Annotated in this window: 10 protein-coding genes; 8 read left to right on the top strand and 2 right to left on the bottom strand. The window is 67.0% G+C overall.

What is annotated here, in order from left to right; all coding sequences use genetic code 11:
* Positions 1-138: 138 nt before the first annotated feature.
* The 3 genes from DFR29_RS09915 (at position 139) to DFR29_RS09905 (ending at position 2,362) form a co-directional block, all read left to right on the top strand.
* The gene (locus tag DFR29_RS09915) at positions 139-720 is read left to right on the top strand and encodes a hypothetical protein (protein ID WP_133818435.1); all 582 of its coding nucleotides are present in this window, start codon (positions 139-141) and stop codon (positions 718-720) included.
* 54 nt (positions 721-774) lie between these two features.
* Positions 775-1,710 carry a M23 family metallopeptidase gene (locus tag DFR29_RS09910; protein ID WP_133818434.1) on the top strand — a complete coding sequence of 312 codons (936 nt, stop codon included), beginning with the start codon at positions 775-777 and terminating at the stop codon, positions 1,708-1,710.
* Positions 1,711-2,131: 421 nt separating this feature from the next.
* Positions 2,132-2,362 (top strand): hypothetical protein, encoded by a 231-nt coding sequence (locus DFR29_RS09905; protein WP_133818433.1) that lies wholly within the window; start codon positions 2,132-2,134, stop codon positions 2,360-2,362.
* A gap of 97 nt (positions 2,363-2,459) precedes the next feature.
* Here DFR29_RS09905 and DFR29_RS09900 read toward each other — a convergent pair whose 3' ends face one another.
* Both DFR29_RS09900 and DFR29_RS09895 read right to left on the bottom strand, forming a co-directional pair.
* Entirely contained in the window at positions 2,460-2,825 is a 366-nt protein-coding gene (locus tag DFR29_RS09900; RefSeq protein ID WP_133818432.1) for a helix-turn-helix domain-containing protein, read from the bottom strand.
* Positions 2,826-3,177: 352 nt separating this feature from the next.
* Complete coding sequence (locus DFR29_RS09895; protein WP_133818431.1) at positions 3,178-4,689, bottom strand: hypothetical protein; 1,512 nt, start codon at positions 4,687-4,689, stop codon at positions 3,178-3,180.
* 394 nt (positions 4,690-5,083) lie between these two features.
* On the opposite strand from DFR29_RS09895, the gene DFR29_RS09890 reads away from it, so the two are divergent.
* The 5 genes from DFR29_RS09890 (at position 5,084) to pgaD (ending at position 14,915) form a co-directional block, all read left to right on the top strand.
* A complete protein-coding gene (locus DFR29_RS09890) occupies positions 5,084-7,798 on the top strand; it encodes a protein kinase domain-containing protein (RefSeq protein WP_133818430.1) in 2,715 nt (904 codons plus the stop codon).
* A 1,055-nt stretch (positions 7,799-8,853) separates the two neighbouring features.
* Positions 8,854-11,250 (top strand): poly-beta-1,6 N-acetyl-D-glucosamine export porin PgaA, encoded by a 2,397-nt coding sequence (pgaA, locus tag DFR29_RS09885; RefSeq protein ID WP_133818429.1) that lies wholly within the window; start codon positions 8,854-8,856, stop codon positions 11,248-11,250.
* Entirely contained in the window at positions 11,250-13,106 is a 1,857-nt protein-coding gene (pgaB, locus tag DFR29_RS09880; RefSeq protein WP_133818598.1) for a poly-beta-1,6-N-acetyl-D-glucosamine N-deacetylase PgaB, read from the top strand. Before pgaA ends, pgaB begins: the two co-directional genes overlap by 1 nt.
* Positions 13,107-13,110: 4 nt before the next feature.
* The gene (pgaC, locus tag DFR29_RS09875; RefSeq protein WP_133818428.1) at positions 13,111-14,364 is read left to right on the top strand and encodes a poly-beta-1,6-N-acetyl-D-glucosamine synthase; all 1,254 of its coding nucleotides are present in this window, start codon (positions 13,111-13,113) and stop codon (positions 14,362-14,364) included.
* Positions 14,361-14,915: a poly-beta-1,6-N-acetyl-D-glucosamine biosynthesis protein PgaD gene (pgaD, locus tag DFR29_RS09870; protein ID WP_133818427.1), complete on the top strand. Its 555-nt coding sequence runs from the start codon at positions 14,361-14,363 to the stop codon at positions 14,913-14,915. Before pgaC ends, pgaD begins: the two co-directional genes overlap by 4 nt.
* Positions 14,916-14,940: the final 25 nt, after the last annotated feature.

Here is a 14,940-nt window from a genome sequence, read left to right as displayed (position 1 = left end):
TTTGCGCAATGCGCGGTAGTTTGTGTGTTTCCGGGCAGGCTGCACGAGCAGGCAGGGCAGGAATCCAGCACTGAACCCACGCAGACCTTGGCACCGGACTTGCGCTGCCGTTGCGCATCGTCGCGTCGGATTGCTGTCATGCACATGCCTGTTACACGGATGCTCGGGTTGATCGGCTTGCTGCTGGGGACGGCGCCGGCCGGTGCTGCCGGGGTGCAGCGGTGTATCGGTGCCCAGGGCGAGCCGATGTTCGCGCCGAGCTGCGCTGGCGCGCGCGAGGGCTTGGCATCGCCGGCGGCACCGCGGTCGCGTCCGGGAGCCGTGCTCCCTGTCGTTGCCGCGACGCCCGGTTGTGCACGCACACCGGCAGCATTGCAGGCACAAGTGCAGGCGGCACTGCGTGCCGGCAACGGCGTACGCCTGTCCGGCCTGGTGCTGTGGCGCGGCTATGCCGCACGCGGCGAACTGCGCGGCCTGATGCAGTTGCTCAAGGCCGGCTCCAGTGAGGTCAGCCTGCAGTCGGCGGCGCAGACCGACGACCATGCCGTCGTCGTCACCTCGCTCGGGGAACAGGCGGGTACGACACGCTCGGCCGAGCGCTGGTTCGGCGTAGCGCATGACCATGGCTGCTATTGGCTGGACCTGCGCGACGGCACGGCGTCGCGTGCCGCGGTGGCTGCAGCGGTGGAGTGGGGAGCCTTGCCGCCAGTGCAGCCGTGATTGCCCATCCGGAATATTTTTTATTGTAGATAAAACCATAAAGGGAGGCATCTCATGACCATTCACTCGAACCGCCGCGCCATGCTGGGCCTGGCCCTGGCTGCACTGGTTGCACCGTCGCTCGCCAGTGCCGCCGCACTGGTTACCGCGCCACAGGGCGGGGTCGCCCGCTGGGCCGGGCTGAAAGCCAAGGAGTGCGGCATCTACGGCAAGCGCTACGCGGCAATTGCCGGCGTGTGCTACTACCCGGTCGATATCCGTGCGCGGCCGGGACATTATGAGATCGCCCTGTGGAGCGACGACGGCAAGCAGCAGCTGGGTACGCTGCTGGTGGAAGATGCGAAGTTTGCCGATGTGGACATGGAGCTGCCACCGTCGCTGCAGCGCTACCTGGACGTGTCGGCCGAAGACAGCGCCCGCGCGGTGCGGGAAAGCGCCGCGGTGAAGAAGATCCTGCCAGGCACGCTGGATGCGCCGCGCTTCAGCTTGCCCTTGCGCAATCCCACGGCCTCGCTGCCACGCAGCGAAGACGATTTCGGCAGCCTGCGCACCTTCAATCACAAGCACAAGAGCCTGCACAGCGGCCGCGACTACCCGGTTGGCGACGGCAACAAGGTCTCTGCTGTTGCCGACGGCCGCGTCGTGCTGGCGGCAGATCATTTCTTTACCGGCAACGCTGTCTATATCGATCACGGCGGTGGCCTGGTCAGCATGAATTTTCATCTCAAAGCGATCCGCGTGAAGGACGGCGACGAGGTCAAGCGCGGCCAGGCCATCGGCACGATCGGCAGCAGCGGCCGCGCCACCGGACCGCACCTGCATCTCGGCCTGCGCTGGCTGGGCAAGCGCATCGATCCGGCGCTGCTGTTGCAGGCGCCGGCCAAGCTGCCCAGCGTGAGCGACAGCAAGGCTGCGGCGGAACAGAAGATCCGTGCGGCCGAGCAGAAAGAGCCGGACGAAACCGATGCACCGCTGGAAGACGAAGGCTGAGCCTGCGCCCGCCACGTCCCTGCCGGGCGCGGGTGGATGGCGTTCGCCGCGCCAGCGACGCCGATGCATCACATGACGGAAGCGCTGCCGCCGCCCCCGCGGCCGCAGCGCCTGGCCGCAACGGGTTGAAGAAGTAGCCCTTCAGCCGGCGCAACACTGCCCGGATGCTGCGCGCGCGGCCTACGCCCGGCAGCTGCTGGTGCGGCAGGCATTGTCGACAGGACTGAATTCGCGGTGGCAGGGCCGCGGCATGGTGTGCACCTGAGCGGGTTTGCGCATCCACCAGGTCGATGCCGGCCACGGCGACGGCGGGCAGGCAGAGCCCGCCGTCGCCGGCAGGGAGAACCGTGTATGGTGCTACGGTGCCGAGGCTGCCGAGATGGCATGCATTGTGTGCGAATGCGCAAATTCGGGAGGCGCCATGACAAGTTCCACGCAGCATTTGGTAATTGCGCTCAACCGGGAAAATGAGACGGCGGCACCGGAAGATCTGGAGCGGGAATTGCGCGCCATCGACGGCGTGGCGGTACTCGGCGCATCGGGCGGGCGAGTGCAGGTGACCGCGACAGCGGCGGCGCTCAGCGAGATTCGCGAGCGCTGGGGTAGCGAGGTCAAGGTCGAGCTGAGCGAAGCCGGCGAGATTCCCGAGTAGCGATCCTGCGGCAGCGCTGTCCTGCGCAGGGTGCGATACGCAGCGCGAATCGCACCCTGCGGATAGTGCGCGGCGGCGGAACCGCCGCGCGGGTCGATCAGGCAGCCCAGGCACCGATCAGGTTGAGCAGGGCACAGCGGCGCTCCGTATCGAGCCGGCGCAAGGCCTTGATCAGATCGACTTCGTCCAGGCTGAGTTCGCACGGCGAGGCTGCCGGCGACGCAAGTGCGTCGGTATAACTGGTCAGCATGGCACCGCGTCCGGTCATCAGCCAGTCGGCCGAGACGCCGGTGACCACGGCCACGGCCGCCATGCGGCTGGAGGTGGGACGGGTGCCGTTGAGCCGTTCCCACTGGGCCACGGCCGAGCGCTGTACGCCGACGTGCTCGGCGAGTTGTTGTTGGGTCATTCCAGCGTGGCGACGTGCACGCAGTACGCGGATATGGTCAGGGAATGCAGTCATCGGTTGAGTGGCGCGGTGCTGAGCCGCGCGCTCCTTCGTTGGGGCCGGGCAATGCGCTTCGCATGCTCGCAGGCTTCGCGCACGAAGCTTACCGAAATGGCGAGACCACGATGATCAAGCTTGCGTAAAAAAGAGGGCACTGCGCCCAGGCGGTGGGAACCGTCGTTGAGCCGGGCCCTCCTGGCCGTTGCAGCAGCCGTTGACGTTGTTGGGCAAGGGGCATCCTGCTCCTTGCCCAATGCAACGGCGCACCCCACTGTGCGCACCTCCTCCAGCCAGCGTCTGCCTGCACAGACAATGGCCGGTCGCTCCTTCCGTGGACCGATTCAGCAGGCCGATGCTCGGCAGCCTGCTAGTTGAAGCCGTAGCTGAAGATGCGGTCGGACGGCCGCGAGGTCAGGATGGCTTCGCCGTAGTTGGTCAGGGTGGCCACGACCATGATGGTGCCGTCGGCGCCGATCCAGCCGTCGCTGCCGCGGCTGTACTGCGCGCCGCCGTTGTTCAGGTCGAAGCTGGCTATGGTGGCCTGTACCGTGCCCTGGGTAGTGGCCAGGGGGACGGTCTGGCCCGGCTCCAGAATGCGGCGCGGCGTGGGATTGCCGTTTTCCAGCAGCCACAGGGCATAGGTGTTGCCGGGATCGCTGCGCGCCTCGAGCACGATGTCGCCGTTGCTCAGGATGGCACTGGCACCGAAGCTGGCCCAGGTACGGCCGGGTTCCGGCGCGTACTGGCCGGTGAGGCCTATCAGCGCGACCAGCTCTGGCCGCTGCCCCACGCGCACGCGCCAGAGGCCGCGCGCCGTGCTGTCGGGGGTGTTGACGCTGGCGGTGAACGAGGCGTACTGGCCGCCGGTGCTCAATGAACCGCTGCCGGAAGACTCGACGTCGAACGTACCCCAGGTCGAGCCGGCCCAGTTCGGGCCGAACAGACCGGCGGTATCGTTGTAGGCCAGCGGCTGGTTGCTGCTGCCGTTATGCAGGAACAGGCCGAATCCGCTCGACGATGGGCTGGTGCGGAAATACGAGAAGAACATCACCGCGCCGTTGACGCCGGGGAACGGCGGGTAGACGTCGGTGAAGTACGCGCTGCCCATGCCTGGTCCGCGTGCGCCGGTTTCGTCGTCGACGGCGATGGCACGCGGTGCGCCGTTGCAGATTTCCCAGATGCCGTCGCGCGAACCGGTGGCGCTGAAATCGCCGTAGACGCGGCCCTGCGGCGTTATCGCCAGGTTGCCGAAGGACCAGCCGCTCTGGAACGAATCGCCGGCAGTCAGGCCGGGCGACAGGGCCGGTTCGGTGGCGCCGTTGCGCAGGCAGGGAATGTTGCCCGTGCCGGGCACGTGGCGGACGATCAGGCCGCTGCTGGCACCCGTAGGGCTGGTCGTCGTCGAGGTGATCAGTACATTGCCGCCGACCATCATGCGTGCATTGGCGAAGGTGGATGAGTTGGGGAATACCCAGCCGGCGCCGAGGCCGGGGCCGTAGACGCCGTCGCTCAGGGTGCGCGCGGCTTCGGTGTTGCGCGAACCGTCCCAGCGCCACAGGCCGTAGCTGGCATTGGCGGTCGCATTGGGGTCGCTGGCGCGTGCGGCGAAGACGCGCTGGCCGTCGGTGGCGACCGCGCCCCATTCACTATAGACGTCGAGAAACACGTGATTGCTTTCGGCGCCGCTGCGGCCTGGCCCCAGCGTGCCCGTGACGGCGGTCTGGGTATAGCGATTGAATATGCCGTTCTTGCTCGCCCAGTAACCTGCCGATGCGGCCGGGCTGCTGACGCGAAAACCGACCTGGCCTGCACCGGCATCGCCGAGAAAAATATCCGTGATGCTGCGATTGGTCGCGCTCGGCAGATTCGAGGCAACCACGCGTCCGTCCTCACCCGCGACGACTTGCCACACCGCAGCCTGTCCATAGGCCTGCGAGGTAAAAAGTGCGCTTGCGCATGCGGCAAATATTAGCTTCCTGTTAAACATGTCCATCTCCGATGAAAGTATTTTGCGTACCCAGGCGGGTTGACTGAGCAAAGTCGAATGGCAGGGTGTCTGGGTACGCCGTGCCATGCTAATTTCCACGAAGGGCTTCGTCGGCACGGATCGATAACGGTGCGGTAACGGATGAGTAACGCCGCGTTTTGCGGCCGCAATTCGACAGCTGCAGCCTTGACGTGGCTTGCTCCACCGCTTCATTGCGAAGCGGGTATCGCTGCAGTGTCGAGTCGGTATTGCCTCGACCGTTGCCGCACCCTGTAGCGCGGAAATCATGAAAAACGAACAGGAAACCCGGGAGCGAACCTCCTACAGCTATCGTTTTGGCACGGCCGAATTCGATGAGGCACGTTTTGAATTACGTGTTGCCGGCCTGCCGGTGGACGTGGAGCGGCGGGCACTGGAAGTGCTGGCCTATCTGCTGCGCCATGCGGGCGAAGTGGTGACCAAGGAAGAATTGCTGCGCGAGGTCTGGGCAGGCCGCATTACCGTCGACAAGGTATTGCCGAATGCCATTACCAAATTGCGCCGCGGTCTGGGCGAGGCGAATGCGGAACGCGTGCAGACCCAGGCCCGTGCGGGCTATCGCCTCGACGGCGTGGTCAGCCGCACGGCGGTCGGCCGGCAATTGTCCAGCCGGCTGGAGCTGGGCGCCGGCCAGCCCGTGCCGGGCCGCGAGAATTTCCTGCTGCAGCGCCAGCTGGGCAGCAATCGTGGCAGCGAAGTGTGGCTGGCCGAGCATGCCAAGACGCGCGAGCAGCGCGTGTACAAGTTCGGTGTCGACGGCGACCGCCTGCGCGCCCTCAAGCGCGAAGCGACGCTGGCGCGCGTGCTGCAGGAAAGCCTGGAAGACCGTACCCATTTCGTCGACATCATCGACTGGAATTTCGAGCACGCGCCGTATTTCCTCGAATGCGAATTCGGCGGCCAGAGCCTGCTGGAATGGGCCGAGACCGAGCTGCCGGCGACATCGCAGGACCAGCGCCTGGAACTGTTCCTGCAGATCGCCGATGCGGTCGCCGCGGCGCATGCGGTCGGCGTGCTGCACAAGGATCTCAAGCCCGCCAACGTGCTGATTGCGCCGCTGCAGCCGGGCTGGCTGGTGCGCCTGACCGATTTCGGCAGCGGCCGCCTGCTCGACCCGGACCGGCTGGAAGCGCTGGGCATCACCCAGCTCGGCATGACCGTGACGCAGAGCATTGCGCTGGATTCTTCCTCCGGCACGCCGCTGTACGTGGCGCCGGAAGTGTTTGCCGGACACACGCCGACCGTGCAGAGCGACGTGTTCGCGCTGGGCATCATGCTGTACCAGATGCTGGCAGGGCATCTGACCCGGCCGATGGTATCGGGCTGGGAGCAGGACATCGCCGACGACATGCTGCGCGAAGACATCCGCCTGGCTACCGACGGCAATCCGGAGCGGCGCCTGGCCAGCGTGGCCGAGTTGGCCGCGCGCCTGCGCGACCGGCATGCCCGCCGCGTGCGCCGCGAGCAGGCCGACAGGGCGGAGCAGCAGGCCCGCACGGTGCGCGATACGCTGGCGCGCAATCGCGCACGGCGGCCTTACCTGATCGCACTGGTCGGCGCGCTGGCGGCCAGCGTGCTGGTGGTACTGGGCCTGTACCGCACCGCCGTGCAGGCGCGCAATGCGGCCCAGCAGGAACTGCAGCGGGCGACGGCAATCAACCGCTTTCTCAACGAAGACCTGATCGGCCGTTCCAATCCGCTGGTCGTGGCCAAGGGCCAGAGCGCCTCGCTGAAGGACGTATTGCTCGGTGCGCGCGAACGGGTGTCCAAGCGTTTCGCCGCGCAGCCACTGACCGAGGCGTCGATACGTACCAGCCTGACCATGCTGTTCAACATGCTGGAACTGCTGCCCGAGGCCGAGGACGAAGCACGCCGCGCACTGGCCCTGTACGAAGGCGCGGAAGGGGCCGGCAGCGCCAATGCATTGCGTGCCCGCGCGCTGCTGGCGCGGCTGTTGACGCGCACGGGGAAATTCGACGAATCGCTGAAGGAATTGCAGAACCTGGAGCGGCTGACGCAGGGTTCGGACGATCCGCTGGCGCGCTATCTGGTCGCCTCGGTCAAAAGCATCTACTACATGAACCAGGGCGAATACGTCACTGCCTTGCCCGAATACCAGATTGCGATACCGCTGCTGCGCCAGCTCGAACCGGACAATTTCACCCTGCGCGATTCGCTGCGCATGGACCTGGTCTATGCGCTGACCCAGAACGGCAAATTGCAGCAAGCCCGTGACGAGGGCCAGAGCCTTATCGCCGAAGCGCAGGCGCGTGGCGACGACAACGGCCTCGTCGTCGCGTTTGCCCAGGTCGCCGTCGGGCGCACCTATACCGCCGAAGGCGATCCGGGCAAGGCCGAGGAACTGCTGCTGTCGGCGCAGAAAACCATCGTCGCGCTGCTTGGCGCCGAGCACACCCGCAATGCGATGGTGCTCAGCGACCTGTTCGACGTGGCCATGCGCCGCGGCGACTGGACCAAGGCGCGCGACTACGGCCAGCGCGTCTACGACATCATGAGCCGCAAGCTGGGCCTGGAACACAATGCCAGCCTGATCACGCTGGCCAACTGGGGCCAGGCGCTGTACGAAAGCGGCGCGGCAGACGAGGCGCAGGCTCGTCTGCGTCCGGCCTACGACAAGCTGGCCGCAACGCTGGGCAAGCAGAATCCACAGAGCCAGACGGCTGCGTTCTGGCTGGCGGCGAACGAACTGGAGCGGGGGCAGGCCGGGCCAGCCGCGGCGTTGATCGACGCGCTGGACGTCAAGGCGCTGGAAGCCGGCGGCGCGGACGGCAAATGGCAGCAGCGCCTGGATGCACTGCGCGGCCTGCTCGCCGCCCGGCGCGGCGACACGGCAGCAGCATCGATGCTGCTGCCGTTGCTGAACGTGCTGCAGGAGGATTCCAGCGGCAACAGCCGTCTTTACGCCAGTGCGAAAGCGGTAGTGGAGCGCAGCAGGCCGTAGGGCGCTCAGCAATCGGGCGGAACTGCTGGGCATTTGGCCATCCGCGTCAAGGGGCGGGCGTTCTACGCGCCCACAACCTGGCTGGGCATCTGGCTGGATGCGCCTGGGCGTTGTCCGTGTCTTGTACAGTATTTGTCATCACGGAAAAAAATGAACAAGTATTGAATGTTCTGTTTTTGGCGCGGTGCGGTTGGTTGCCGCAAGCCTGTGCAGCCCTTGCGTTGCCAGGGCTGGGCCTCTCCCGCGTCGAACGGGCTATGCGATCCGGCGCAAACTGCCGCTCGTCGCCCCAGCGCGCGACGCAGCCTTCTTCAAAATCATCGGTGAACAAATCGTCGGCCCAGGGGCCGTCGATGCGCCACTGTGCGGCAGTCGTGCCCTGGGCGCGTCCAGCCGCGCTGCGACGGCGTCGACGATCAGGTTGCTGCGGGCATCGCAGCAAAGTTCGCGGCCCGGGTCGGCAACGGGCGCGCCGGCTACCTGGATGAACGAGCAGCGGTCGCGCGGGTGTACTGATACGGGCGAGATTGCGCCAGTCGCTGCTGCCCACGCGAAGCCGTGAAAAAGTAAAAATTAAATACGTTGACGGGTGTCGGCATGCCGGGCCGTGTTACTCAGAGCAATGCAAACTTTTCGCTATGGTGCGCCAAGAGCAGTCGTCCATTCGATACAGTGTGTTGACTCGGCCGTGACTCAAGCAGCGCAGGAGCGATAAACGCCGTTTGAAAGCCGGGAAGTTTTTTCAAAGGCGGGCGTGTCTCACGTGTTCAGCTACGTGAAAAAAGCCGGAAGGTAGCGATTTCTGCGTGTTGTCGCCGCGCTGCAGCAGCTTCCCGATCATCCGCGAAACTGGTTGCACTGCTTGCCATCAGTCGATGCTGATGCTGTACAAAACGCCAAAGAACTACAAAAGACCAGGAAATTTCTACAACCCATTTTTTAATTTCTGCATTTAAGCCTATTGCACGCTTGCCCCTGTAATCAGTGGGGGAATAGGCTGCATCGGCTCCGGCCGATCTGTGTATGACGATCGGGCGTTACAGGGGAAATCTTGCATGACCGAACGGGCCAGAACGGGCTCGCGCTTGAGTATTGCCGCGGGTTTTGCCATGGGCTTGATGGCCTTTTCCACTCAGGCGCAGACGGCCGCGGCTACTGGCGTTGACGATGCCGCTGCGTTGGGCGAGTTGCGGCTACGCCTGCAGCAGCAGCCGCATGACGGGCAACTGCTGGTTGCTGCCGCCGTGCTGGCCAACCGCGTCGGCGACGATGCATTTGCTGTTGAATTGGTGCGCAGAAATTCAACCGTGCGCTGGCCGGCCGATGCGCTGGAGGCAGCGGCACGTTCGGCGCGCAATCGTGCTGAGTTCGGCCAGGCCGCGGCGTGGTTCGATGCCGCCCTGGCGCAACAGCCTTCGCGCCTGTCCGCAGCAGCGGGCGCTGCCATGAGCCTGGCCGAAGCCGGCGAAGCGGCTGCAGCGAATGCCCGTGCCGATGCGCTGCTGGCGCGTGGCCATGATGCCGCCGACCTGCTGCTCGCTGCTGCCTATGTGCGCTTGCGCACCGCGCGTCCGGTCGAGGCGCTGGATCTGTATCAACAGGTGCTGCAGCGGCAGCCGCAATCGCGCGAGGCCAGCGACGGCGTGCGCACGGCGCTGGCCGACCTGGGCGCGGCGCAGGCGGCGCTGCAGTGGGGTGGGGGCGGCGAAGCCGAACGGCAGCGCCTGCAGACCGATACGGTAGCCCAGGCGATCCGCTGGGCCGACTTCGCCGCGGAAGACCGCAGCGATCGCCTGGCCGAAGCACGTGCCGCCCTGGTTGCCGCCGACGCGAACCTCGCGCAGCTGCCTGCCAGCGCGCAGGAGCAGCGCCAGCGCGCACGACTGGACCGCGTGCTCGCATTGCGCCAGCTGGAACGCATGGACGAGGCAGTGGAAGCCGCCGAGGCCTTGCGCGACGAAGGCGTGGCCTTGCCGGCCTATGTGCAGGTTGCGCTGGCCGATGCCTTGCTCTATCTGCGCCGGCCGCGTGCTGCCCGGGCCTTGTATGAGGCGGTATTGGCGCAGCAGCCGCAGCAGGCCGAGATCGAGTTCTCGCTGATGTACGCCCAGCTCGAAGCGGAAGATTTCGCCGCCGCGCGCAAGACCCTCGATGCAGCTATTGCGCACAATGCGGCCTGGACCCGCGCACCGGGCCTGGCGCCGCGCCTGCCGAATCCGGCGCGGGCGCGCGCCGACATCAATCTGGCCCTGCTGATTTCCTTCGGCGACGACCTCGCCCAGGCGCAGACGCGGCTGGAGGCGCTGCTGGCCGAAGCACCGGCACGGCTGGAACTGCATCGCGAACTGGCTGCGGTCTATCTGCGCCGTGGCTGGCCGCGGCGGGCGCTGGTGCAATACCGCATTGCGCAGAGCCTGGACGAACCGACTGTCGCCTTGCGCCTGGACCTGATCGGCGTGGACCGCCGCCTCGGCCGCTACGATGCCGTCGAACCCGCCCTGCGCGCGCTGGAAGCAGAGGCGCCAAGCAATATCCACGTGCAGCGCGAACGCGCCGAATGGAATGCGTTCCGCGGCTGGCAGCTCGACCTGGGCGAACGCCGCGGCGAAGGCGCCAGCAGCGTCTTCGGCAATCGCGAACGCCTGCGCGAAGCGAGCCTGAGTTCGCCGCTGATCGGCGACTTCTGGCGCGTCTATGTGCAAAAACGCTGGCAGCGGGCAGATATTCCCGAAGGCCGCGTCGCCTACGATCGCAGCGGCCTGGGGTTGCGCTATAGCCGCGGCGATATCGACGCGCGCCTGGCCTGGTTCGATCCCGGCGACGGCTTTGCCACGCGCACGGCCGTCGAGGCGGCACTGAACTGGCGGCCTTCCGACCCGTGGTGGCTGTCGGTGCAGTCCAGCACGGCTGCCACCGACACGCCGCTGCGCGCACGCTACTACGGCATCACCGGGCGCAGCCTGGGGGTATCCGGCGGCTGGCAGCACAGCGACCTGGGCGAGCTGTCGCTAAGCCTGTCGCAGTTGCGCCTGAGCGACGGCAACCGCCGCGACGCGGCCGCGCTGGCCGGGCGCGAGCGGGTGCTGACGCGGCCGCATTTCACGCTGGACCTGCGCGCAGAAGCCGGCGTATCGCGCAACTCGCTGGCCGGCGGGCCGTATTTCAATCCGCGCCGCGATGCCATTGGCCTGGTCGGCGCAACCGGCGACTGGATGACCTGGCGCCACTACGACAAGCGCCTGCGGCAGCGCTTCGGCCTGTGGTTCGGCAGCTACTGGCAGCAGGACTACGGCAGCAGCGGCGTGCTGCGCGCGAGCTACGAGCACGAATGGCAGCTCGGCCCGGGCTGGGCATTCAACTACGGCATCGGCTGGTTTCGCCAGGCCTATGACGGCAGGCGCGAAACACGGCGCGAACTGTTCGCCGCGCTGCATTGGGGAGGTCTGCCGTGATGCGTCTGCTGTATTGCGCGCTGGCGCTGCTGGCGGCGTGTTGCGCCGCGCCGGCCCAGGCGCTGGTAGTGTTGTCCTACCACGACGTGCGCGACCGCGTCGATGGCGAGCTCGATGCGGACCGCGCCGTCATCAGCACGCGTCATCTGGTCGATCATTTCGAATGGCTGCGTGCCCACGGCTACGTGCCGGTCAGCCTCGACCAGGTACTGGCTGCGCGCGACGGCGGTGCGGCCTTGCCGGCGCGGGCGGTGCTGCTGACTTTCGATGACGGCCTGCGCAGCGCGGTCACCCATGTCTTGCCGCTACTGCGGGCCTATCGCTATCCGGCGGTCGTGGCTGTCGTAGGACGCTGGCTGGATCTGGCCCCCGGCGAGCAGATCGACTATGCCGGCCACGCTGCGGGCCGGGCCGATTTTCTCAGCGCGCAGGATCTGCGCGTGCTGGCCGATTCGGGGCTGGTCGAGATTGCCTCGCACAGCTACGACCTGCATCGCGCGCTGCGAGGGAATCCGCAGGGCGGCCAGTCGCCCGCCGCGACGACACGGCAATGGAGCGAGGCGGCCGGCTACGAAAGCGAGGCGCAATGGCGCGAACGCGTGCGCGCTGACCTGGCCCGCAGTGCGGCGCAGATTGCCGCGCTCACGGGCCGCGCGCCGCGCGCCATCGTGTGGCCCTACGGCGCGCACAGCCAGGTGGCCGATGCGTTGGCGGCGGAGCTGGGCATGCGCGCGGCCTTCAGCCTGCACGGACTGGAACAAAGCCTGGCCGGCGACGATGCGCTGGCGCGCCTGCTGATCGAGGCCAACCCCGATGCCGGCGGGCTGGCGGCAGAGCTGCGCAAGGACACGAGCCAGCCGCGCCCCCTGCGCGCTGTGCAGATCGACCTGGACGCGGTCTACGACGCCGATGCGGTGCAGCAGTCGCGCAATCTCGATGCCTTGCTCGAACGCGTGCGCCGCCTCGGCGTCAACCAGGTCTGGCTGCAGGCCTATGCCGATCCCGACGGCGACGGCGCTGCCGATGCGCTGTATTTCCCGAACCGGCATCTGCCCCTGCGCGCCGACCTGTACTCGCGCGTGGCCTGGCAGCTGCGTACGCGTGCCGGCGTGGAAGTGCTGGCCTGGATGCCGGTGCTCGGCTTCGTGCTGCCGGATGCGCAACAGCAGCAGCGCCTGGCCATTGCCGGCAAGGTACATGCAGGCCGGCGCGATCCGCCGCGCCTGGACCCGTTCCTGGCCGAGACCCAACGCATCGTCGGCGACCTGTACGAAGACCTGGCCGCGAACGGCTATACCGCCGGCCTGCTGTTCGGCGACGACGCGGTACTGCGCGACGACGACGGTCTCGCTGCCGCCGCACCGGCAGCGGGCCGCGCGCGCACTGATGCGCTGATCGCGTTCACCGACACGCTCACCCGGCGTGCCGCGCGCTGGCGGCCCAACCTGAAGACTGCGCGCAATCTGTTTGCCGCGCCGGTGCTGGATGCGCAGGCCGAACGGCATACCGCGCACGATCTGGCGCGGTTCCTGGCCAGCTACGACCAGGTCGCGATCATGGCCATGCCCGAGCTGGAACAGGCCGCCGATGCCGATGCCTGGCTGCGCCAGCTTGCGGCAGCGGTGGCGCGCGTGCCCGGTGCCTTGCTGCACAGCGTGTTCGAGCTGCAGGCGCGCGACTGGCGCGACGGCCGTCCGCTGGGCGCAGCGCTGCTGGCGCAGCGCATGCGCCTGCTGCAGCAGGCCGGTGCACGCCACCTGGCCTATTACCCCGACGATTTCCTGCGCGACGAACCCGCGCTGGAAACCATCCGACGCGCGATCTCGGCGTCGGAACACCCTTACCGGCGGCCTTGAGGCGATGGACTACAGTGTGATCGGCGTACTGCTCGGCTTTGCCTTCTTCTATCCACTGCTCATGTCGTTCGTGTGGATCAGTGGAGGAATCATTTATTTCCTGCGCTGGGAGCGCAGCCAGCCGCGGCGCGACCAGCCGCCGGAGCTGGCCGAGTACCCGCTGGTGAGCCTGATCGTGCCCTGCCACAACGAAGGCGAGAACGTGCGCGAGACGATCCGCTTCCTGGCCGCGCAGGACTATCCGAACATCGAGATCATCGCGGTCAACGACGGTTCGCGCGACGACACCGGCGCGCAGCTCGACGCGCTGCTGGGCCTCTACCCGAACCTGCGCGTGATCCATTTTGCGGCCAACCAGGGCAAGTCGATGGGCCTGCGCATGGCGGCGCTGGCGTCGAATGCCGAATACCTGCTGTGCATCGACGGCGATGCGCTGCTGGACAAGTACGCGACGCGCTGGATGATGCATCACCTGCTGACCCGGCCGCGGGTCGGCGCGGTGACCGGCAACCCGCGCATCCGCAACCGCTCGACCCTGCTGGGCAAGCTGCAGGTGGGCGAATTCTCTTCCATCATCGGCCTGATCAAGCGCGCCCAGCGCGCCTACGGCCGCGTGTTCTGCGTGTCCGGCGTGATCGGCTGCTTCCGCAAGACGGCATTGCACCGCGCCGGCTACTGGAGCACCGACATGATCACCGAAGACATCGACCTCACCTGGCGGCTGCAGCTGGACCACTGGTCGGTGATGTACGAGCCCAACGCGATGTGCTGGATTCTGATGCCGGAAACGCTCAAGGGCCTGTGGCGCCAGCGCCTGCGCTGGGCCCAGGGCGGCGTCGAGGTGATTCTGCGCTATGCCTGGCCGCTGCTGCGCAGCTGGCGTACGCGGCGCATGTGGCCGGTCTTCGGCGAGTACGTGCTGAGCCTGTTGTGGGCCTACGTGATGGCCGGACTGATGCTGCTGTGGCTGCTCGGCCAGCTCGTCGCGCTGCCGCCGCAGTGGACCATTCCCAGCCTGCTGCCGCAGTGGCACGGCGTGATTCTCGGCGCCACCTGCCTGTGCCAGTTCGCCCTGAGCATGGCCATAGACCGGCGCTACGAGAACGGAGTAGGGCGCAATTTCTACTGGATGGTCTGGTATCCGATCGCCTACTGGCTGCTGAGCATGTTGACCTCGGTGTTCGCCCTGCCCAAGGCATTGGCGAAAAAGCGCGGCACGCGCGCGGTGTGGGTCAGTCCCGACCGGGGCATCCGATGAGCACCGATTCGCTGATCATCTCGCTGCCCCATCGGCAGAGCGCCGCCCAGCGCAGTCTCTACGCCAGCCTGACCGCGCTGGCCTGGTTCGGCTGGATCTTCCTCTGGCTGCCGCTGATCACGGCGCTGGCCTGGGCGATGGGTCTGGATCTGGCCTATGCCCGTGTCGTGCTGGACGATGCGGCGCACGGTGCCAGCGATCTGCTGTTCCTGCTGCGGGCAGGGCTGATCTGCGCCACCGTATTCCTGGGCTGGGCGCTGTACAACCGCTGGCGCTACGGCCGCCAGGAGCGCCGCCGCGGCGTGACGACCGTGTCGCACGAGACCATTGCGCACTACTTTGGCGCCGACAGCATCGTCAGCCAGCGCCTGCGCAACCAGCGCCGCAGCGTGCTGCATGTCGATGCCAGCGGACGGCCGGTGCGTGCCGTGATCGATCCGCCACTGCGCCACAGCATTGCCGCACCGGCCGCGGCCGACGATGGCGAACACGGCTACGACCTGCGGCCGGCGACCAGCGAGCATCCGGAGGCGCTGACGCCGGTGAAATAGCGGCGGCCGGCAGCAATGCTGCAGT

The sequence above is a fragment of the Tahibacter aquaticus genome (genome assembly GCF_004363655.1).
GTDB classification, from domain to species: Bacteria; Pseudomonadota; Gammaproteobacteria; order Xanthomonadales; family Rhodanobacteraceae; genus Tahibacter; species Tahibacter aquaticus.
This window is presented reverse-complemented; position numbering and strand designations above follow the sequence as displayed.